Source organism: Lysobacter sp. Soil_N_51, from assembly GCF_057655755.1.
This window is the reverse complement of record NZ_JBDGLR010000001.1, coordinates 261,240-281,896: the sequence shown is the minus strand read 5'-3', so window position 1 is coordinate 281,896 and position 20,657 is coordinate 261,240. Positions and strand designations below refer to the sequence as shown.

General features: G+C 66.8%; 20 protein-coding genes. 18 read left to right on the top strand and 2 right to left on the bottom strand.

The window, feature by feature from the left end; all coding sequences use genetic code 11:
- The first annotated feature begins 95 nt into the window (after positions 1 to 95).
- The 7 genes from fabF (at position 96) to AC3A4T_RS01235 (ending at position 6,016) form a co-directional block, all read left to right on the top strand.
- Positions 96 to 1,349: a beta-ketoacyl-ACP synthase II gene (gene fabF / locus AC3A4T_RS01265; protein ID WP_487673732.1), complete on the top strand. Its 1,254-nt coding sequence runs from the start codon at positions 96 to 98 to the stop codon at positions 1,347 to 1,349.
- A 228-nt stretch (positions 1,350 to 1,577) separates the two neighbouring features.
- Positions 1,578 to 2,396 carry an aminodeoxychorismate lyase gene (pabC, locus tag AC3A4T_RS01260; RefSeq protein WP_487673731.1) on the top strand — a complete coding sequence of 273 codons (819 nt, stop codon included), beginning with the start codon at positions 1,578 to 1,580 and terminating at the stop codon, positions 2,394 to 2,396.
- Between the two features lie 67 nt (positions 2,397 to 2,463).
- On the top strand, positions 2,464 to 3,612 hold the full coding sequence (mltG, locus tag AC3A4T_RS01255) for an endolytic transglycosylase MltG (RefSeq protein WP_487673730.1): 1,149 nt from the start codon (positions 2,464 to 2,466) through the stop codon (positions 3,610 to 3,612).
- Positions 3,609 to 4,259: a dTMP kinase gene (tmk, locus tag AC3A4T_RS01250; RefSeq protein ID WP_487673729.1), complete on the top strand. Its 651-nt coding sequence runs from the start codon at positions 3,609 to 3,611 to the stop codon at positions 4,257 to 4,259. The genes mltG and tmk overlap by 4 nt, the downstream gene beginning before the upstream one ends.
- Positions 4,256 to 5,233 carry a DNA polymerase III subunit delta' gene (locus AC3A4T_RS01245; protein ID WP_487673728.1) on the top strand — a complete coding sequence of 326 codons (978 nt, stop codon included), beginning with the start codon at positions 4,256 to 4,258 and terminating at the stop codon, positions 5,231 to 5,233. Before tmk ends, AC3A4T_RS01245 begins: the two co-directional genes overlap by 4 nt.
- Positions 5,230 to 5,589 carry a PilZ domain-containing protein gene (locus AC3A4T_RS01240; protein ID WP_036111958.1) on the top strand — a complete coding sequence of 120 codons (360 nt, stop codon included), beginning with the start codon at positions 5,230 to 5,232 and terminating at the stop codon, positions 5,587 to 5,589. Before AC3A4T_RS01245 ends, AC3A4T_RS01240 begins: the two co-directional genes overlap by 4 nt.
- A gap of 64 nt (positions 5,590 to 5,653) precedes the next feature.
- Positions 5,654 to 6,016, top strand: a complete 363-nt coding sequence (locus tag AC3A4T_RS01235) for a DUF6559 family protein (protein ID WP_487673727.1) — start codon at positions 5,654 to 5,656, stop codon at positions 6,014 to 6,016.
- A gap of 428 nt (positions 6,017 to 6,444) precedes the next feature.
- Here the strand turns inward: AC3A4T_RS01235 and AC3A4T_RS01230 are convergent, their stop codons facing one another.
- Positions 6,445 to 8,514, bottom strand: coding sequence for a 3-hydroxyacyl-CoA dehydrogenase NAD-binding domain-containing protein (locus AC3A4T_RS01230; protein WP_487673726.1), 2,070 nt, complete (start codon positions 8,512 to 8,514; stop codon positions 6,445 to 6,447).
- A 289-nt stretch (positions 8,515 to 8,803) separates the two neighbouring features.
- Here AC3A4T_RS01230 and rpoE point away from each other — a divergent pair, with 289 nt between their 5' ends.
- The 11 genes from rpoE (at position 8,804) to recO (ending at position 19,701) form a co-directional block, all read left to right on the top strand.
- Positions 8,804 to 9,424, top strand: coding sequence for an RNA polymerase sigma factor RpoE (rpoE, locus tag AC3A4T_RS01225; RefSeq protein WP_487673725.1), 621 nt, complete (start codon positions 8,804 to 8,806; stop codon positions 9,422 to 9,424).
- Positions 9,424 to 10,401, top strand: coding sequence for a sigma-E factor negative regulatory protein (locus tag AC3A4T_RS01220; protein ID WP_487673724.1), 978 nt, complete (start codon positions 9,424 to 9,426; stop codon positions 10,399 to 10,401). The genes rpoE and AC3A4T_RS01220 overlap by 1 nt, the downstream gene beginning before the upstream one ends.
- A 211-nt stretch (positions 10,402 to 10,612) precedes the next feature.
- The gene (locus tag AC3A4T_RS01215) at positions 10,613 to 12,184 is read left to right on the top strand and encodes a Do family serine endopeptidase (RefSeq protein ID WP_487673723.1); all 1,572 of its coding nucleotides are present in this window, start codon (positions 10,613 to 10,615) and stop codon (positions 12,182 to 12,184) included.
- Positions 12,185 to 12,352: 168 nt separating this feature from the next.
- On the top strand, positions 12,353 to 12,577 hold the full coding sequence (locus tag AC3A4T_RS01210) for a hypothetical protein (protein WP_487673722.1): 225 nt from the start codon (positions 12,353 to 12,355) through the stop codon (positions 12,575 to 12,577).
- A gap of 152 nt (positions 12,578 to 12,729) precedes the next feature.
- Positions 12,730 to 14,523 carry a translation elongation factor 4 gene (gene lepA, locus AC3A4T_RS01205; RefSeq protein ID WP_487673721.1) on the top strand — a complete coding sequence of 598 codons (1,794 nt, stop codon included), beginning with the start codon at positions 12,730 to 12,732 and terminating at the stop codon, positions 14,521 to 14,523.
- A gap of 194 nt (positions 14,524 to 14,717) precedes the next feature.
- Positions 14,718 to 15,503: a signal peptidase I gene (gene lepB / locus AC3A4T_RS01200; RefSeq protein ID WP_056111559.1), complete on the top strand. Its 786-nt coding sequence runs from the start codon at positions 14,718 to 14,720 to the stop codon at positions 15,501 to 15,503.
- A gap of 99 nt (positions 15,504 to 15,602) precedes the next feature.
- A complete protein-coding gene (locus AC3A4T_RS01195; protein ID WP_487673720.1) occupies positions 15,603 to 15,980 on the top strand; it encodes a DUF4845 domain-containing protein in 378 nt (125 codons plus the stop codon).
- Positions 15,973 to 16,635, top strand: coding sequence for a ribonuclease III (gene rnc, locus AC3A4T_RS01190; RefSeq protein ID WP_487673719.1), 663 nt, complete (start codon positions 15,973 to 15,975; stop codon positions 16,633 to 16,635). The genes AC3A4T_RS01195 and rnc overlap by 8 nt, the downstream gene beginning before the upstream one ends.
- Positions 16,636 to 16,813: 178 nt before the next feature.
- Complete coding sequence (gene era / locus AC3A4T_RS01185; protein WP_036112168.1) at positions 16,814 to 17,710, top strand: GTPase Era; 897 nt, start codon at positions 16,814 to 16,816, stop codon at positions 17,708 to 17,710.
- Positions 17,703 to 18,854: a hypothetical protein gene (locus tag AC3A4T_RS01180; protein ID WP_487673718.1), complete on the top strand. Its 1,152-nt coding sequence runs from the start codon at positions 17,703 to 17,705 to the stop codon at positions 18,852 to 18,854. The genes era and AC3A4T_RS01180 overlap by 8 nt, the downstream gene beginning before the upstream one ends.
- A gap of 73 nt (positions 18,855 to 18,927) precedes the next feature.
- Positions 18,928 to 19,701 (top strand): DNA repair protein RecO, encoded by a 774-nt coding sequence (recO, locus tag AC3A4T_RS01175; RefSeq protein ID WP_487673717.1) that lies wholly within the window; start codon positions 18,928 to 18,930, stop codon positions 19,699 to 19,701.
- Positions 19,702 to 19,895: 194 nt separating this feature from the next.
- On the opposite strand, the gene AC3A4T_RS01170 is transcribed toward recO, so the two are convergent.
- Entirely contained in the window at positions 19,896 to 20,621 is a 726-nt protein-coding gene (locus AC3A4T_RS01170; RefSeq protein WP_487673716.1) for a response regulator, read from the bottom strand.
- Positions 20,622 to 20,657: the final 36 nt, after the last annotated feature.

The following is a 20,657-nucleotide window of genomic DNA, read 5'->3' as shown; positions in this document are numbered from 1 at the left end:
TGACAACTCGGGGCCGCATTGCGGCCCCGTGCTTTTCCGGCCGGTCAATACGCCGGCGTAGCGTCCGCAGACGGAATCAACAGAGGCAGCGTTGCATGTCCAACCGATCCTTCAACCGCCGCGTGGTCGTCACCGGCCTCGGTCTCGTTTCCCCGCTCGGCAACGACGTTGTCAGCAGCTGGGACGGCATCGTCAATGGTCGCTCCGGCATCGGTCCGATCACCCATTTCGATCCGGCCTTGTTCACCACCCGCATCGCCGGTGAAGTGCGCAACTTCGACATCACCAACTTCGGGGTGAGTTCGAAAGACGCCAAGAAGATGGAAGAGTTCATTCATTACGGCGTGGCCGCATCGCTGATGGCGTTGCAGGACGCCGGCATCACCGTCGACGATTCCAACGCCGAGCGCATCGGCGCGCTGATCGGTTCGGGCATCGGCGGCCTGCTCGGCATTGAAGAGCAGACCATCAAGTACCATGAGGGCGGCCCGCGCAAGATCTCGCCGTTCTACGTGCCCAGCACGATCATCAACATGCTGCCCGGCCAGGTCTCGTTGCTGACCGGCATCAAGGGCCCGAATTTCTCCGCGGTCTCGGCCTGCGCCACCTCCAACCATTCCATCGGCATGGCGATGCGCATGATCCAGTACGGCGATGCCGACGTGATGGTGGCCGGCGGCGCCGAGCGCGGCTCCTCGCCGACCTCGGTCGGCGGCTTCTGCTCGATGAAGGCGATGTCCACCCGCAACGACGATCCGATCCACGCCTCGCGGCCGTGGGACAAGGAACGCGACGGCTTCGTGCTCGGCGACGGCGCCGGCATCCTGGTGCTGGAAGAGTACGAGCGCGCCAAGGCGCGCGGCGCGCGCATCTACTGCGAACTGGCCGGTTTCGGCGCCAGCTCCGATGCGTTCCACATGACCGCGCCGAGCGAGAACGGCGAAGGCCCGGCGCGCTGCATGGTGTCCGCGCTCAAGGACGCCGGCCTCAACCCCGAGGACGTGGATTACCTCAACGCGCACGGCACCTCGACCCCGCTCGGCGATCTGGCCGAGACCCTGGCGATGAAGCGCGCGTTCGGCGACCACGCCTACAAGATGATGGTCAGCTCGACCAAGTCGATGACCGGGCACCTGCTCGGCGCGGCCGGCGGCGCCGAGGCGATCTTCTCGGTGCTCGCGCTGCATCACGACATTGTCCCGCCGACCATCAACCTGGACGAGCCGGGCGAGGGTTGCGATCTGGACTACGTGCCGAACACCGCGCGTCAGGTCAAGATCGACGTGGCGATGTCGAACGGCTTCGGTTTCGGCGGCACCAACGGCACGCTGGTGTTCAAGCGGCTGTAATCAGCACGAACGCCTGAGTCGCCGCGAGGCCCGCGAAGTCCCGACTTCGCGGGCCTTCGCATTTGCGATGCCCGCCTGTAGGAGCGGCGTAAGCCGCGACCGCGACCCCGCATCTGCGACGCAACCCTCGCCATGTCGCAGAACCCGCAAACACGACGCACACCGTCGCTCCGACAACCCCGGCCCCACCGCGTACGATGCCGCCATGCCGACCGCATCCCCCGCGCCATGACTGACTTCCGCCTGTTCCGCGGCGCCGACCGCATCGACGCACTGTCGCCGTCCGACCGCGCCTACGCTTACGGCGACGGCGTATTCGAAACCATGCGCGCGCACCGCGGCGAACTGCCGTGGTGGGACCGGCACTGGGCCCGGCTGCGTCACAGCGCGCCGCGGCTGGGCTTGACCCTGCCAGACGAAGACCAGGTTCGCACCGAAGCGCAGTCCCTGCTGGCCGGCGAAGACGCGGTCCTCAAGATGATCCTTAGCCGCGGCGAAGGCGGGCGCGGCTACGCGCCGCCGCCGCAGTCGATCCCGACTTGGACGATTTCGCGCCACCCGCTGCCGCCGCCCGCGCCGCGCGAGGGCCTGACCCTGCGCTGGTGCGAGTTGCGCGTGTCGCTGCAGCCGGCGCTGGCCGGGATGAAACACTGCAACCGCCTGGAACAGGTGCTGGCGCGCGCCGAATGGGACGATCCCGACGTGCATGAAGGCCTGCTGCTGAACTCCGACGGCGAACTGGTCGGCGCGACCGCGGCCAATGTGTTCATGCTGCGCGCCGGGATCTGGCTGACCCCGCCGGTGGACCGCTGCGGCGTCGCCGGCGTGTGCCGGCAGGCCCTGATCGATCTGGCCGATATCCAGGTGCGGCCGCTGAACGCCGCCGACCTCGCGCGGGCCGACGCGGTTTTCCTGTGCAACGCCGTGCGCGGTATCCTGCCGGTGGCGCGGCTCGGCGAGCGGCAATGGGCGCCGCATCCGGGTCCGACCGGGTTGCGGCGCCGGCTCGGCTCCAGCCATCCCGCCTTCGCTGGGCTCGACGACTAGCGCCGCACGCATCGCGGCCGCCGGTCGCGGCGGCGCGCGGCGGGTCGAATCGAATGACGGAGGTTTCGTGGCAGAAAAGAAACGCAAGCGCGGCTGCGGTTGCCTGATCGTGATCGTGGTGCTGCTGGCGGCGCTGGCCGCCGCGGGCGCGTGGCTGTGGCAGCGCTACAACGCCTTCGCCGTCGCTCCGATGAGCGGTCTGGAGAAGGGCGAAACCCTGTTGGTCGAACGCGGCGACTCGCTGCCGACGGTGGTGCGCAAACTGCGCGAGGCCGGGGTCGAGGTCGGCGAGCCCATGCAGTGGCGCGTGTTGGCCAAGCAACTCGGCGCGGCCGGGCGGCTGCAGGTCGGCGAATACGCGCTGGAGCCGGGCACCAGCCCGCGCGCGCTGCTGATCGCGATGCGCGACGGCAAGATCATCAGCTACCGCTTCACCATCGTCGACGGTTGGAACATGCGCGACCTGCGCGCGGCCCTGGCCCGTGCCACGCCGCTCAAGCAGCAGATCGGGCAGCTCGACGACCGCGCGCTGATGAAGGCGCTTGGCCATCCCGGCCAACACCCGGAAGGCCGCTTCCTGCCGGAGACCTACCAATACACCGGCGGCGACACCGACCTGGACGTGCTCAAGCGCGCCTATGCGGCGATGGACAAGGCGGTCGCCGCGGCCTGGGCCGCGCGCGATCCCAACAGCGTGCTCAAGAGCCCGGCCGAGCTGCTGATCATGGCCTCGATCGTGGAGAAGGAAACCGGCATCCCCGAAGAGCGCGCGCAGATCGCCGGGCTGTTCGAACGCAGGCTCAAGCTCGGCATGAAGCTGGAGACCGACCCGACCGTGATCTACGGCATCGGCGCGGCCTACGACGGCAACATCCGCAAGCGCGATCTGCAGACCGACACGCCGTACAACACCTACACCCGCGCCGGCCTGCCGCCGACGCCGATCGCGATGCCGGGCCTGGCCGCGCTCAAGGCCACCGCCAATCCGGCCCCTGGCGACGCGCTGTTCTTCGTCGCCTCCGGCGACGGCAGCGGCCGCAGCCTGTTCGCGGCGACCTACGCCCAGCATCAGGCCAATGTGCGCATCTACCTGCAGCGCTATCGGCAGAACCAGACCCGCGGCCAACCCGAAGAGGGCAAGGCGGTGCTGGAGGAAGCGGCCGAAGCCACCGATGCGCAGGCGCCCGCGCCGGCCTCGCCCGGGGCGACCCGATGACGCTGCGGACCCACGCGCGCTTCGTCACCCTGGAAGGCGGCGAAGGCGCGGGCAAGTCGACCGTGCTCAGCGCCTTGCGTGAGGCGTTCGAACGCGCCGGCATCCAGGCCGTATACACCCGCGAACCCGGCGGCACGCCGCTGGCCGAACAGATCCGCGGCCTGATGCTCGATACCCACCATGAGCCAGCCTCGCCCGAGACCGAATTGCTGCTGGCGTTCGCCGCGCGCGCCCAGCACGTACGCGCGACGATCCTGCCGGCGCTCGAACGCGGCGAGTGGGTGGTCAGCGATCGCTTCACCGATGCCAGCTACGCCTATCAAGGCGCCGGTCGCGGCCTGGATACGCAGTTCATCGCCGAACTCGAACGGCGCGTGGTCGGCATCCGTCCGGCGCTGACTTTGTTGCTCGACGTGCCGGTCGAGATCGGCCTGCAACGCATGCGCGGCCGTGGCGCCGCCGACCGGATCGAAAGCGAACGCAACGATTTCTTCGAGCGCGTGCGCCAGGGCTATCGCGACCGCGCCGCCGCTGAGCCCGAACGGTTCGAACTGATCGATGCGAGCCAGCCGGCCGACACTGTCGCCACGCAGGCGGTCGCGCGTCTGCATGCCTTGATCGCCGCGACCTCCGAGGTCGCGCGATGAGCGGCGCCGTGTTCGCGCCGTGGCAGCGCCGCATCTACGACCAGGCCAAGGCCTCGATCGATGCCGGCCGTCTGGGTCACGGCCTGCTGTTCTGCGGCCCGGCGCAGTTGGGCAAGCGCGCGGTCGCCGAGCGCCTCGCACACGGCCTGCTGTGCCGCGACCGCGACGCCGCCGGCGAACCCTGCGGCCGTTGTCGCAGTTGCCTGCTGCTCGCCGCCGGTACTCATCCGGATTACCAGTTGGTCAGCTTCGTGCCGAACAAGGAAGGCACCAAGCTGCGCACCGAAATCGTGATCGATCAGATCCGCAGCCTGTCCGAACGCCTGTCGCTGACGCCGCAGTACGGCGGCGCGCAGATCGCGATCATCGATCCGGCCGACGCGATCAACAACGCCGCCTGCAACGCCTTGCTCAAGACCCTGGAAGAACCGGTGCAGGGCCGTTATCTGTGGCTGGTAAGTTCGTATCCGGCGCGGCTGCCGGCGACCATCCGCAGCCGCTGCCAGCGGCTGGAATTCCGCCTGCCGCAGGCGGACGAATCGCTGGCCTGGCTCAAGGCCCAGGGCCACAGCGAGGCCAGCGCGCGCGAGGCCTTCGACGCCGCGCGCGGGCATCCCGGCCTGGCCCACGAATGGCTGAGCGGCGACGGGCTCAAGCTGCGCCGCGAAGTCGCCGCCGACCTGAGCAAGCTCGCGCGCGGCGAGACGTCCGCGCCGGAAGTCGCGCAACGCTGGGTCGGCGACGAACACGCATCGCTGCGTCTGCGACACGCGTCGGACATCGCGCTCGCGCAAGCCGCGTCCGGCTTGACCGACCCGGCCCGCGCGCGCAGTCTTGCGACTTGGTTCGATCGCGCCAACCGCACCCGCGATTTACTGCGGACCACGGTCCGCGCCGATCTGGCCGTCGTCGAATTGTTGATGGCCTGGCGCGCCGACGAAGCGCGCCGCGCCGCAGGAGGAAGCAGGGCATGAATGCAACAGCGGGCGCAGCGCGGCAGGGCATCTTGTCGTTGACGATCAAGGACAAGGCGGCGCTGTACAGCGCCTACATGCCGTTCCTGAAATACGGCGGCATCTTCGTCGCCACGCCCAAGCGCTATTTCCTCGGCGATGAAGTGTTCCTGCTGCTGACCCTGCCCGAATCCAGCGAGCGCATGCCGGTGGCCGGCAAGGTCGTCTGGGTCACCCCGACCGGCGCGCAGGGGCATCGCGCGGCCGGCATCGGCGTGCAGTTCGCCGAGACCGCCGAGGGCGATGCGGTCAAGGGCAAGATCGAGGCCTTGCTGGCCGGCACCTTGTCGGCCGAGCGGCCGACCCACACGATGTAATTCAACGATCGAGCAACGCAACGATCGAGCAACGCAGCGGTCGATCCGCTCGCAAGGAGGCGGGATGTCTTCAGTGTGTGCCATTTCCCCGAGCGACAAGCGCGCCCAGGCCCGACGCGTGGGCGACGACCTGCTGCGCCATCACGGCAAGAAGCGTTACTACAGCGTCGAGGAAGTGAAGGCCGCGAACCGTCGCAACCAAGTGCCGTTCGACGTCGAGTGCTGGTCGCATGCGCTGTTCAACACCCACGAAGATTTCGACGCGATGCACGCGGCGCTCGGCGAGGCCTGCGATTACGTCGGGATGAAGGCGCAGATGTTGCAGGCGGTCAGTGTGGGCGAGGGTGGGTGGTTCGACTTCGATTTCGATCTGTCGTGGCTGGAGTTTCCCGATATCGATTGGTCGGTGTTCGATTTCTTCGATTGAGGGTGGTGCTTGAGTGGCGAGTGGCGAAGTGCGCAGTCGCCGTTGTGTCAGTCACATTTCTCGGCTTGCCCTGCTTTTGCGATTCATCGCGGTGCGTTTCGTCCTCGAGTCACTGTGCTTGGCTTCATTGCGTGCTTTGTCTTCAGCATCCTTGGATGCTTGCTCCCTGGTCAGGCGAAATTTCGAGGCGCGCGCGTTCAAAAAAATATGCATTGATGGTGTAGTCGCGTCGGAGCCCCTGTAGGAGCGGCGCAAGCCGCGACCGCGGGAGTGCGGTTACGACGTAGGTTTCGACGCTGCCGTAATGGCGCGGTCGCGGCTTACGCCGCTCCTACAGGCAGGCCATGTGGCTGCGTTGGCCCGCGGCACTCAAAAACGAAGAAGCCGCGCAATGCGCGGCTTCTTCGTTTGCGATTCGCCTGGCGCGCCTACTTGCGCAACGCCGCCGAATCCCAACCCGGCCGCGGCGCGAACCGATCGCCATAACGCGCCTGCAACTGCTGCAAGCGCGCGAGCACGTTCTCCACGCCGGTCTCGCGCACGTATTGAATCGGACCGCCGCGAAAAGGAGCGAAGCCGGTGCCGAAGATCACCCCGGCGTCGAGCAGGTCGCCGTCGCTGACCACGCCGTCGTGCAGACAGGCCACTGCTTCGTTGATCAACGGCAGGATCAGGCGATCTTCCAGATCGGTCGGCGCCTTGTAGTCCTTCGGCAATTCGGGCTTCTGCGCGCGGCCGTTTTCCCACTTGTACAAACCCTGGCCGTCCTTCTTGCCGCGCTTGCCCGGTTCGACCGTGCTCAGCGCGGCCGGTACGGTCAGGCCGAGGAACGGCGCCAATTCCGCGCCGACACCGGCGGCGACGTCGAGGCCGACGGTGTCGATCAACTCGATCGGCCCCATCGGCATGCCGAACTTGATCGCGGCCTTGTCGATCGCCGGGCCCGGGATGCCTTCGGCGAAGGCATTACCGGCTTCGAGCAGATACGGGAACAGCACGCGGTTGACCAGGAAGCCCGGGGTGCCGGCGACCGGCACCGGCAGTTTGTCGATCGCCTTGCAGAACGCCGCCAGACGCTGCTCGGTTTCCGGCGCCATCGCGTCGTGGCGGATGATCTCGACCAGCGGCATCAACGCCACAGGATTGAAGTAATGCAGGCCGCCGAATTGGGCCGGACGGCGGATGTGTTCGCGCAGTTCGTCGAGCGGAATCGAGGAGGTGTTGGTGGTCAGCAGCGCATCGGCTTTCAAACGCGGCTCGACCTGGTCGTACAACTCGCGCTTGGCTTCGGGTTTTTCGATGATCGCTTCGATCACCAGGTCGGCGATGTCGGCGCCCGCGCCGGCCAGATCGCCTTTCAGACGCGCGGTCACCGCCGGACGCTTGGCCTCGTCCTTGACCTTCTTGGCGAACAGTTCCTGCGCGCGTTCCAGCGCACCGTCGATGAAGCGCTGCTCGCGATCGGACAGGGTGACTTCGAAGCCCTTGTAGGCCGACCACGCGGCGATGTCGCCGCCCATCACGCCGGCGCCGACGACATGCACGTTCTTGATCCCGTGCTCCTTGCCGCCCTGGCCCTTGAGCCGTTCCTGCAGGAAGAACACGCGAATGAGGTTGCGCGCGGTCGGCGTGCCCGACAGTTTCACCACCGACTTGCGTTCGGCCGCGAGCTTGGCCTGGATGCCGCCGCCGGTGCGTTCCCAGGTCGAGATCAGCGCGTACGGCGCGGGGTAGTGATCTTTCTTGGCCTTGCGCGCGACCTGCTTGACCAGCATCGGCGCGAGGATCTTGCGCGCGAGCCAGGTGTTGGTCGCCCAGCCCATGAAGCGCTGCTTGAACGGACGGTCCGCGCCGCGCAGGGCGAGGCCGGCGGCGGTGTCGACCAGCACCGCCGGTTCGGCGATCTTGTCGACCAGGCCGATCGCGCGCGCGGCCGAGGCCGACAGGGTGCGGCCGGTCAGCATCATGTCGAACGCGGCCGGCGCGCCGACCAGGCGCGGCAGGCGCACGCTGCCGCCCCAGCCCGGGTAGATGCCCAGTTTCACTTCCGGCAGGCCGATGCGGGTCGAAGGATCGCTGCTGGCGACGCGGTAACGGCAGGCCAGCGAGATCTCGGTGCCGCCGCCCATGCAGAAGCCATGGATCGCCGCGACCGTGGGGCAGGGCAGTTCGGCCAGGCGCTGGAACACCTGCTGGCCGCGACGGATCGCATCGCCGACCGTGCCCTTTTCGTCGAAGGTCTGGAATTCCTTGATGTCGGCGCCGGCGATGAAGCCGCTGCTCTTGGCCGAGCGCAGCACCAGGCCCTTGGGCGGGTCCAGCGCGAGACGCTCGAGCAGGCCGTCGAGTTCGATCAGCACGTCCTGCGCGAAGGTGTTGACCGGCGATCCCTCACGGTCGAAAGAAAGCACCAGTACGCCGTCCTCGCGCAATTGGGTGTGCCAGTGCCGGGCACGGAGCCCGGCAAACGCGGGGAGGCCGTCGAGGGCTGCAGTCATGCCGCACCATCCGTTCAGGTATGGAATAGGTCGCTATCATCCCGATCTTGTTTCGTCGCCGTCAAATCGGCACCGCCGAAGTGACGCCCGCAGCTCAACACGACCGCGACGCAAACGAGGGAATTGGCGACCACAATGGACCGTCCCGGCCGCTGGCGCATCGCCTATGTGACACTTGGCGGTTGCGCGAGGTCGCCGGTGGCCCCATTAATCCAGCGATTGAACTTTTCCCCGACAGGGTTGTCCCATTGTTCGGCCATGGCCGAGCTGACAGGAGTGCCGGCGCGGTATGGCCGAAAATGAGTTGTTGGACCAGGAGCTGGTCAGGCGTGTCCAGCGCGGCGACAGCACGGCCTTCGATGTATTGGTGCGCAAGTACCAGCATCGGATCACCGCGCTGATCGGGCGCTACATTCCCGACTGGAGCGAATGCCAGGACGTGGCCCAGGAAACCTTCATCCGCGCGTACCGCGCGATGGCGAATTTCCGCGGCGACGCCCAGTTCTATACGTGGTTGCACCGGATCGCCGTGAATACCGCCAAAAACTACCTGGTAGCGCAGAACCGCCGGCCGCCGACCGACGACATCGACGCCGGCGACGCCGAGCAGTTCGATACCGGCACCCGTCTGCGCGACACCGACACGCCGGAACACGAACTGCTGCGGCAGGAAATCGAACGCACCGTGATGAAGGTGGTCGATTCGCTGCCGGAGGAATTGCGGGCCGCGATCACCCTGCGCGAGGTGGACGGCCTGAGTTACGAAGAGATCGCGCAGAAGATGGCTTGCCCGATCGGTACCGTGCGTTCGCGGATTTTCCGCGCCCGCGAGGCGATCGATACGGAACTTCGGCCCCTGTTGGACAATCAAGACCAGGGTAATCACCGCCCCCGGGAGCGCGCCCACTGATGACTTCGACCCCATTCCATAGCGATGCCCACCGCGACGAGCGCGAGAACCTCAGCGCCTTGTTCGACGGCGAGCTCGATGCCGACGCGGCGCGTTTCGCGCTCAAGCGGCTCGGTCACGACGTGCAATGGCGCGACACCTGCGGTCGCTGGCAGCTGTGCGGCGACCTGCTGCGCCGCCAGGCCGGCGCGGGCGTGACGCCCGGTTTCGCCGATCCGGGTTTCGCCGACCGCGTCGCCGCGGCGATCGCCGCCGATGCGGCGCTGCAGAACGTGCGCGATACCGCGACGGCTCAGGAGGCCGGCATCAAGCCGCGCCGGGCCGCCGGTTCGCGGCGCGGCTGGATCGGTGGCGCGGCCCTGGCCGCTTCGGTCGCGGTCGCGGCCTTGTTCGTAGCGCGGCCGTTCTCCGACGAGGCCGGCGGCAACGCCGACCCGGCTCAGATCGCGGCCCAGACCACTACTGTGACGCCGGCGCAGAACACGCAGCCCGCGCAGCAGCCCGCCCCGCAGCCCATTCCAGCCGAGCCGGCGCAGGCGCTCGCGTCGGTGGCCGACGCCGAGCCGTCGTTGACTTCGGCCGATGCCTCCGGGCTCGCCGCCGGTGTGGTCGCGGTCGCGGAAATTCCGCGCCGCCTGGCCGAGCGCCGTTCGCGCGGGCAGAGCCAGCGCGCCGCACTGCGTGCTTCCGAGCGTCAGGCCGAAGCGCCGGTGCAGGTCGCCGCGGCCGGCGGCGCCAGTTCGCCGGTGCTGGCCGACGCGACCCACGCCAACCCGTTCCGTCCGCAGCCGCAGAACGAATCGCCGGCGGCGCGTCCGTGGCCGCGCGCGGCATTGCCGAACTATCAGACCGCGGGCAGCGGTTACACCGCCAGCTACGGCAACTCGCCGTCGTTCTATCCCTTCGAGCCCGCCACCCAGGCCGAAGAGGCGCGAACCCGGCCGCCGGTCCAGGAACGGCCGCAGCCCTCGCCGTAAGCTGACCCAGTCGAGGTCGGCCTTGGCTGCTCCGTCAGCGCCAGGCCGACCCGCGCCGCAGCCGAACGCGTCGGACCGGACTCGCCGGCCCCTCGCTCCAACCTCCAGTGCCATGCGCGGCGTCGCCGCGCAGCGGGTTCCTGTTGTCTTTTCACAGCCTTTTCCCCGAACTCCACGTCGTATCGAGGCCGCTCCCATGACCCCATCGCCGATGAATCGCTCGTCCATCCGCACTGCGCCGGCCCAATCGCGGCGCGCGCGTCCCCTGCAGTCGCTGGCCCTGTTCGGCGCGATCATCGCCGCGCTGCCGGTCGCCTGCACCGCGCAGGCGCCGACCACCCCGATCGCGCCGCCGCCGGCGGCGACTCCGGCCGCGCCGCTGGTCGCCGGTCTGCCGGACTTCACCAACCTGGTTCAGCGGGTCGGGCCGGCGGTGGTCAATATCAGCGCCGAAGTCACGCCCAAGCGCGCTCGCGCCGGCGCCCGCGGCGGCCTGCCCGACGAAGACCAGATCCCCGAATTCTTCCGCCGCTTCTTCGGTCCCGACGGCATGCCGGGCGGTCCGGGCCAGCAGGGCCCGCGCCAGCCGCGCGGCGGCGGTCGTTCGATCGGCAGCGGCTTTCTGATTTCGCAGGACGGCTATGTGCTGACCAATCACCACGTGGTCGACGGCGCCGACACGGTCACGGTCAAGCTGGCCGACCGGCGCGAGTTCAAGGCCAAGGTGATCGGCAGTGACGAGCAGTCCGACGTGGCCCTGCTCAAGATCGAAGCCAAGGGCCTGCCGTTCCTGCGCGCCGCCGCGGCCGGGCAGACCAAGGCCGGGCAATGGGTGGTCGCGATCGGCTCGCCGTTCGGCCTGGATCACTCGGTCACCGCCGGCATCGTCAGCGCGGTCGGGCGCAGCAATCCGTATGCAGAACAACGCTACGTGCCGTTCATCCAGACCGACGTGGCGATCAACCAGGGCAACTCCGGCGGCCCTCTGCTCAATACCAGCGGGGAGGTGGTCGGCATCAATTCGCAGATTTTCTCCAACTCCGGCGGCTACATGGGCGTGAGCTTCGCCATTCCGATCGATGTGGCGATGAATTCGGCTGAGCAGTTGCGGGCCGGCGGCAAGGTGAGGCGCGGACAGTTGGGGGTGAAGGTTCAGGCGGTCAGCAGCGAAAGCGCGGCCGGTTTCAATCTGCCCGACAGCAATGGCGCGCTGATTTCCGAAGTGCTGCCCGGCAGCCCGGCGGAAAAAGCCGGTATCGAGGCGGGTGACATCGTTCGCTCGGTCAATGGAACCAAGATTTACGAATCCACCGATCTTCCGCCGTTGATCGGCTCGATGACTCCGGGATCGAGGGCCAAGGTCAAAGTATTCCGCGACGGCAAGGAAGTCGAACTGACTGTGGTCGTCAACGAACTCGATGAGAGCTTAGCGGGCGATGGCGGCGATGCCCAAACGCCGGAGCGTGGCGGTGCCAACCCCGCCCCGCGAGTGGCGGGGAATCCGTTGGGATTGGTCGTCCAGGACCTGGACGCAGCCACTCGCCAGCGTCTCGGAGTGAAGAGCGGGGAAGGCGTGGTCGTGCGCAGCCCCGGCCAAGCGGCCGTGGATGCCGGCGTGCGCCCCGGTGATGTGATTCTGTCGGTTGGGCGGACGGCGGTTGGCAATGCCGGCGCATTGGATCGAGCCTTGTCAGGGGTCAAGCCGGGCCAGACCGTCATGTTGTTGGTCCGCCGAGGCGGCGCGACCCAGTTCATCGCGGTGCAGGCCGGTGAGGATAAATAAGGGGCTCAAGAACGAGTTATTAACTCTGTTCGGCATTTTCCAGTCGCTGGACGCTTGCTAAGTCCGAACCGCTGCGACGGCGTGAGATTATGCTCGGGTCGCGGTGTGGGATTTGCGTTGCCGCATGAGGGTCGAATGCCATTTTTAACAAATACATAAAGGAATATGATGAATATCAAAATGGCAATTTTGTTTGTGGGGTTGGCTTTTGCGTTTTCGGGCGTCGGCACGGCCTATGCGGTCGAGGACCCAATTCCGACCGATGTCACCGTCACCGGTTCGCGTTTCCTTTATCAGACGCACGACGGAGCTGGTAATCCGTACGCCATTTTTGAAGTCACTTACAGCGACGGATCGGTACGGGAGGTTGCGGTTCCGGGTTTGTACACTTGAATTGAGCCATCTCGATTGAGGCTTGAAGCCCGGGGTCGTCGACCCCGGGCTTTGTGGATTGGGTACCGTTTCTACCGGCGTATGCAAGCCTCAGGCGCTGTGCGACAATGTTAAGTTGGATTTCTTGACTGGCGACCGGTGCGCCGTCCTTCATGCAACTCATCCGAAACTTCTCCATCATTGCCCACGTCGACCATGGCAAGTCGACGCTCGCCGACCGCATCATCCAGCTGTGCGGAGGTCTCGAAGCGCGCGAGATGGAAGCGCAAGTGCTCGACTCGAATCCGATCGAGCGCGAGCGCGGCATCACCATCAAGGCTCAGTCCGTCTCGCTGCCGTACAAGGCGAAGGACGGCAATACCTATCAGCTCAACTTCATCGACACCCCGGGCCACGTCGACTTCAGCTACGAAGTCAGCCGTTCGCTCGCCGCCTGCGAAGGCGCGCTGCTGGTGGTCGACGCGGCCCAGGGCGTGGAAGCGCAGTCGGTCGCCAACTGCTACACCGCGGTCGAGCAGGGCCTGGAAGTGGTGCCGGTGCTCAACAAGATCGACCTGCCGACCGCCGACATCGAGCGCGCCAAGGCCGAGATCGAAGCGGTGATCGGCATCGACGCCGAGGACGCGGTCGCGATCAGCGCCAAGACCGGCCTCAACGTCGATCTGGTGCTCGAAGCCATCGTCAAGCGCATCCCGCCGCCGAAGCCGCGCGATACCGACAAGCTGCAAGCGCTGATCATCGACTCGTGGTTCGACAACTACCTCGGCGTGGTCTCGCTGGTGCGGGTCATGCAGGGCGAGATCGTGCCGGGCAGCAAAATTCTGGTCATGTCGACCGGCCGCACCCATCTGGTCGACAAGGTCGGCGTGTTCACGCCCAAGCGCAAGGACCTGGCCCGGCTGGGTCCGGGCGAGGTGGGCTGGATCAACGCCTCGATCAAGGACGTGCACGGCGCGCCGGTCGGCGACACCCTGACCCTGGCCAGCGACCCGGCCGCCAAGCCGCTGCCGGGCTTCCAGGAAATGCAGCCGCGCGTGTTCGCCGGCCTGTTCCCGGTCGACGCCGAGGACTATCCGGCGCTGCGCGAAGCGCTCGACAAGCTGCGCCTCAACGACGCCGCGCTGCGCTTCGAGCCGGAAAGCTCCGAGGCCATGGGCTTCGGCTTCCGCTGCGGCTTCCTGGGCATGCTGCACATGGAGATCGTGCAGGAGCGCCTGGAGCGCGAATACGATCTCAACCTGATTTCGACCGCGCCGACGGTGATCTACGAAGTGCTCAAGACCGACGGCACCGTGATCCCCATGGACAACCCGGCCAAGCTGCCGCCGGTCAACATGGTCGAGGAAATCCGCGAGCCGGTGATCCGCGCCAACATCCTCACGCCGCCCGATTACATCGGCAGCGTGATCAAGTTGTGCGAGGAAAAGCGCGGCGTCCAGATCGGCATCACCTACATGGCCAGCCAGGTGCAGATCAGCTACGAGCTGCCGATGGCCGAGGTGGTGCTGGACTTCTTCGACAAGCTCAAGTCGGTCTCGCGCGGCTATGCCTCGCTGGACTACCACTTCCTGCGTTTCCAGGAAGGCCCGTTCGTGCGCGTGGACACGCTGATCAACGGCGACAAGGTCGATGCGCTGTCGATTATCGTCCACCGCAGCCACGCCGACCGGCGCGGCCGCGAGCTGTGCGAGAAGATGAAGGACCTGATCCCGCGGCAGATGTTCGACGTCGCGATCCAGGCCGCGGTCGGCTCGCAGATCATCGCCCGCAGCACGGTCAAGGCGATGCGCAAGAACGTTTTGGCCAAATGTTATGGTGGCGACATCAGCCGCAAGAAGAAGCTCCTCGAGAAGCAGAAAGAGGGCAAGAAGCGGATGAAGCAGGTCGGCCGGGTCGAGATTCCGCAGGAAGCCTTCCTCGCGGTGTTGTCGACCGACAGCAAGTAATTCGGACGGGAATAGGGAATGGGGAATCGGGAATCGTCGACGCGTCGGCCGGGATCCGGATTTTCTGAAGTTTTCGTCTCCATCAACTAGCGCGGGAGGCGGGTGAGGCAGGTTCGGGAGTGGGTGCAGCGGCTTTGGCCGATTCCCGATTCCCGATTCCCGACTCCCGGCCGTTCCCGCCCAAAGGAACAAGCATGCGTTGGTTCGAAATCGCCCTGGTCTCGCTGACCCTGATCACCGGCCTGGTCTGGCTGCTCGACAAGATGGTGCTGGCCAAGCGCCGCGCCGCGCGCGAGGGCCTGCTCGACGACGGCAAGGAGCCGGTCCTGGTCGACTACTCCAAGGCGTTCTTCCCGGTGCTGTTCGTGGTGCTGATCCTGCGCAGCTTCATCGCCGAGCCGTTCCGGATCCCGTCGAACTCGATGATGCCGACCCTGCTGACCGGCGACTTCATCCTGGTCAACAAGTTCACCTACGGCCTGCGCCTGCCGATCAGCAACCAGAAGGTGCTGGCGATGGGCGAGCCCGAGCGCGGCGACGTGGTCGTGTTCCGGCCGCCGCACCATCCCGAGCAGGACTGGATCAAGCGCATCATCGGCCTGCCGGGCGACAAGGTCAGCTACCGCGACGGTCGCCTGACCGTGAACGGCGAACCGATCATCTACGCCCCGATCGGTACCTACCAGGGTCGCGGCAACGGCACCGAGATGACCGGCTCACAGGAATTGCGCGAACAGATCGGCAAACATGTGCATCGGATCCTGCTGCGCACCGAATCGCCGCTGCTCGACCAGGGCGAGGGCGATTGGGTCGTGCCCAAGGGCGAGTATTTTGTGATGGGCGACAATCGCGACAACAGCGAAGACAGCCGATACTGGGGCTTCCTGCCGGAGCAGAACCTGCGCGGCCGGGCGTTCCTGATCTGGATGAACTTCGATGGGGGCGTGGACTTTTCGCGCATCGGCAACAGCATTCCGTAACGGCCGGTCGCCGTTGCGGTGGGGACGCGGTTTGGACCTGGGCCAAATCCGGATCGGTAGCGGGATCAACTGCAGTGAGATCAACTGGGGATCGAAGGTATGAAGCGTAAGCAGAGCGGCATTACCCTGATCGGGTTCATCATCATGCTGGGCGTGGGTGGTGTGTTTGTGTACATGGGCATGAAGCTGGTGCCGATGTATTCGGAGTTCTACTCGGTCAAGCGCTCGCTCGCCGATCTGGCCAAGGAGCCGGGTGCCGGGCAGATGGACAGCGCCAAGGCGCGCGATCTGTTTTTCCGGCGCATGGACATGAGCTATGTCGACAGCGTGAAACAGGAAAACTTCAAGATCAAGCGCACCGACCGCGGCATGGAAATCACCGTGGACTACGAAGTGCGCCGTCCGCTGATCGCCAACCTGGACGTGGTGGGTCATTTCAACGCGGTGCAACAGTTGAGCTCCAAAGAAGGTGATTGATCGGATCGCCCATCGTTTCGCCAATCCCGCACTGCTCGATCAAGCCCTGACCCACCGCAGCGCCGGGGCCCCGCACAACGAGCGGCTGGAGTTTCTCGGCGATGCGCTGGTCAATCTGATCGTGGCCGAAGCGCTGTACCAGCGCTGGCCGCAGGCCGATGAGGGCGCGCTGACCCGCGCCCGCGCCGAACTGGTCCGCGAATCGGCGCTGGCGCCGATCGCGCGCACCCTGGAACTGGGCGCGCGCCTGACCCTCGGCCCCGGCGAAATGAAATCCGGCGGTCACCGCCGCGACTCGATCCTGGCCGACGCGCTCGAAGCCGTGGTCGCGGCGATCTACCTCGATGCGGGATTCGAAACCTGCCGCGCGCAGGTATTGCCGTGGTTCGTGCCGGCGATGGAAGCGCTGCCGCCCGCGCACAAGGTCGGCAAGGACGCGAAGACCCGCCTGCAGGAATGGCTGCAGGGTCGGCAGAAACCCTTGCCGGTGTACGCGCTGATCTCGGAAAGCGGCGAAGACCACGCCAAGACCTTCCGCGTCAGCTGCACCCTCAGCCAGCCGCCGATCAGCGCCGAAGGCGAGGCCGGATCGCGCCGCGCGGCCGAGCAGCTCGCCGCCGACGATGCCTTGCGGCAGCTCAAGGCGGATGATTAAGGGGCCGGGATTCGGGATTGGAGATTCGGGATTCGTTCAAGCAAGTACCTCAAGCCCGCCATCGGCGGGCTTTCGCTTTTTCGACGCCCCGTCTGCGAACCGCTCTTCCCTAATCCCCAATCCCGAATCTCCAATCCCGAATTTGCCCTGCCGCCCCCAGGGGCGGACAATCCGCGCCATGACTTCTTCTTCGTATCGCGCCGGCCACGTCGCCGTCATCGGCCGCCCCAATGTCGGCAAATCCACCCTGGTCAACGCCCTGGTCGGGGCCAAGGTCAGCATCGTCTCGCCACGTCCGCAGACCACCCGTCACCGTTTGCTCGGCATCGCCACCTTTCCCGACGGCCAGCTGCTGCTGGTCGACACCCCCGGCATCCACCGCGAACAGAAGCGGGCCATGAACCGGATGATGAATCGCGCCGCGCGCGGTTCGATCGACGGCGTCGACGCCGCCCTGCTGGTGGTGCGCGCGGGGCAGTGGGACGACGAGGACACGCTCGCGTTCGAGGCCCTGCGCAACGCCGGCGTGCCGGTGGTGCTGGTGGTCAATCAGGTCGATCGCATCACCGACAAGACCGCGCTGCTGCCGTACTTGGCCAAGGTCAGCGAAGGTCGCGATTTCGCCGCGGTGCATCCGATCTCGGCGCTCAAGAACAAGGGCCTGGACGCGTTGGTCAAGGAAGTGATGGCGCTGCTGCCCGAACAGCCGGCGCTGTACGGCGAGGACGAGATCACCGACAAGAGCCAGCGCTTCCTCGCCGGCGAGATGGTGCGCGAACAGCTGATGCGCCAGCTCGGCGAAGAACTGCCGTACGCGACCACGGTCGAGATCGAACGCTTCGTCGTCGACGGCGCGCTGCTGCGCATCGGTGCGGTGATCTGGGTCGAGCGCGACGGCCAGAAGGCGATTGTGATCGGCAAGGGCGGCGCGCGCCTGCGCGAAGTCGGGGCCAAGGCGCGAGTGCAGATGGAGCATCTGTTCGGCTCCAAGGTGTTCCTGGAAACCTGGGTGCGCGTGCGCGAAGGCTGGTCGGACGACGAGGCCGCGTTGCGCTCTCTTGGTTACCATGACTGAAACAGCGGTAGGCGCGGCGGCGCGATGTCGATCCGCCGCGCTGGCGCTGTTGCTCGCGCTGCCCTGCCTGACGCCGGCCTGGGCGAACATGGGCAAACCCTGGCAGGACGCGCGGGTGAGCGCCGAGCCGCAGGGCTTCGATACGGTGCGAATAGACAGCGAAAGCCTGCACATCGACTTGAGCGGTCTGTCCGGCAAGTCGTCCGAGGCCAAGGTTTTCGTCGATTATTGGCTCGACAACCCCGGCCCGGCGATCCGACTGCGGCCGGTGTTCGCTACCGGCGCGCCCGATGTCAGTCAATTCGAGGCGACGCTCGACGGTCGCGCGATCGCGGCGCGGCCTTGGGATCTGCCGACGTTGCCGCGCAGCTGGCAACCGCCCGAAACCACGCCTTCGCTGACCGGCGAACGACCGTTGTCGTACGAGGTTCAGGAGCCTTCGAGCCTGGCCCTGGATTTCGTGTTGCCGCCGGGACGCCACCGGTTGCGCGCGAGTTACCGCGCCGATGCGATGCAGCGCAAGGGCGATGGCCCGACCCTGCTGTACCAGTTCGCCTATGTGTTGGCGCCGGCGCGCACATGGGCCGGTTTCGGCAACCTGCATCTGACGGTCAGCGTGCCCGATGGATGGCGGATCAAGACCTCGCTGCCCTTGAACGACGAGGACGTACAGCACACCGATACATCCCGCGACACCTACCACGGCCGTTATCCGGGCTTACCTGCCGACGCCATCGCGATCACCACCCAGGCGCCGCCGGGCGTCGTCTACCGCGTGCTCATGGTGGCGAGCGTGTTGTGCTTGATCGCGGTGGTGCTTGGCGGCGGCGTGGCATGCGCGTTGATCGGCGGCGCGATCGCACGGCGACTGCGTCGCGACGGCAAGCGGCGGCGCTATCGCGTGTGGCCGTATGCCTTGACGGGTCTTGGGTGGGGCGTGGCGACGTTATGCGCGGGGCTGGCGACGATCTACGGCCCTGACTATTTTCTGCCGGCCGGTCAGGCGTATCGCTACGGCTACGGACAGGCGCTGGGCAGCCTGGCGATTTGCGCGCTGTCGTTGTTCCTGATCGGGATCGGCTGGCTGGTGACGCGGATGACCGCGATGCGGCATTTGCGTGGTGCCGGCACCGATGGCGCTTGAACGCATGCGTTTGCGTCGTCGCGGCGCCATCGCGCGGGTCTCGCGCGAGCAGCTTCTGAGCTAGTGTGAGCGCATGCGTCTGACCGCCGAATCCGCCTACGTCCTGCACACGCGCCCGTGGCGCGAAACCAGCTTGCTGGTCGAAGTGCTGAGCGAGCGGCAGGGCCGGGTCGGCCTGATCGCGCGCGGTGTGCAAGGACCCAAGCGACAGGTCCTGCGCGCGGCCTTGCAGCCGTTCCAGCACATCCGCTTCGACGCGTTGCTGCGCGGCGAGTTGGCGCGATTGATTTCGGCCGAAGCGCTGGACGCGGCGCCGCGCCTGGACGGCGAAACCTCGCTGGCCGGTTTCTACATCAACGAACTGCTGCTGCGCTTGGTGCCGCGCGGCGATCCCTTGCCGGAACTGTACGATCTTTACGCCCGCACTCGCGCGCAACTGCGCGGCGGGCAACTGGCGTGGAGCCTGCGTTGCTTCGAGCGCGATCTGCTCGAAGCGCTGGGTTCGGGTTTCGATTGGAGCGTCGACGCCGACGGCATCGCGATCGATCCGGCCGCGCGTTATCGCCTCGATCCGGAGCAGGGCCCGCGTCGTTTGCTCAGCGATCGCGGCCATGGCGAGCGCAGCGCGGCGGCGACCGGGCGGGCCTTGCTCGCGCTGACCGGCGAAACCGCGCCGGACCCGTCGGACCTGCCTGGATTGCGGCATGCGATGCGCGCGGTGCTGAGCCATCACCTCGGCCCGCGCGGACTGAAATCCTGGGAAATGCTGGCCGAACTGGCGCGCGTCGCGCCTAAACGCGAAGCCGCCGATTCGCAGCCGGATTCGGCCGCCGACAGCGACCGCTAAGGTCACTGCATCGAGCGTGACGTCGCGCTCGATGCGAGCGCTGTAGCCGCCATCGATCAAGCGACGTCAGCCCCTGTAGGAGCGGCGCAAGCCGCGACCGCGAACTCCCGGACACCGCGAACCCATCGGTTCAAGCCCGCAGCATGCGGTAGCAAATCGATACGAGGCGCCGTATCCGCACGCCGCGACAAAACTCAACCCGTCTGCTCAACCGTATCCGAAGCCACCTGATCGAACCGCTGCAACAGTACGCTCGAATCCGGTTGCGCCTGCAAGGCCTGCACCGCCTGGGCCAGGCGCGCGGCGCCGACGAAGCCGCAACTCGCGCGCAGCTTATGCAGCTCTCCGCGCAACGCTTCGATGTTGCCGATCTGGGCCGCGGCGCAGATCGAACGCCGCGCGTTGGGCAGTTCCTGGGTGAACAAACCGCGCAGGGTGGCGATGTGGACCCGGTTGCCGTTGAGCGCGCGCGCGGCGATATCGTCGTCCCATATCGGCGCTTCTTGCTGCGGTGCCGCCGCCGACGACGCGGGCGCATCGTGTTCGGGCAGGCCGAGCAGGCGCCGGATCGCGCAACGCACCGCCGCGGCGGGCAAGGGCTTCACCAGCACGTCGGAGAAGCCCGAGGCGATCAGGCGGTTGCGTATATCGCTCTCGCCGGTCGCGGTGTGCGCCAGCGCCGGGGTCGCCGGATGCAGCCGGCGCAGGCGTTCGAGCAGATCGATGCCGCTGCCGTCGGGCAGATGCGCATCGAACAGCCATAACTGGTAATCCTGGGCATTGCCCAGCGCCATCGCCGCGGCCAGGGTGTCGGCGCCGTCGACTTCGGCCGGCATCGCCTCGACCGCCGCGGTCAGAAAGGCTCGGCTGGTCGGGTCGTCCTCGACCAGCAATACGCGTGGGACCTGTGGATTCTTCATTGCCGGTTCGCTTCCGCCCGCTATCCTGCTTCCATG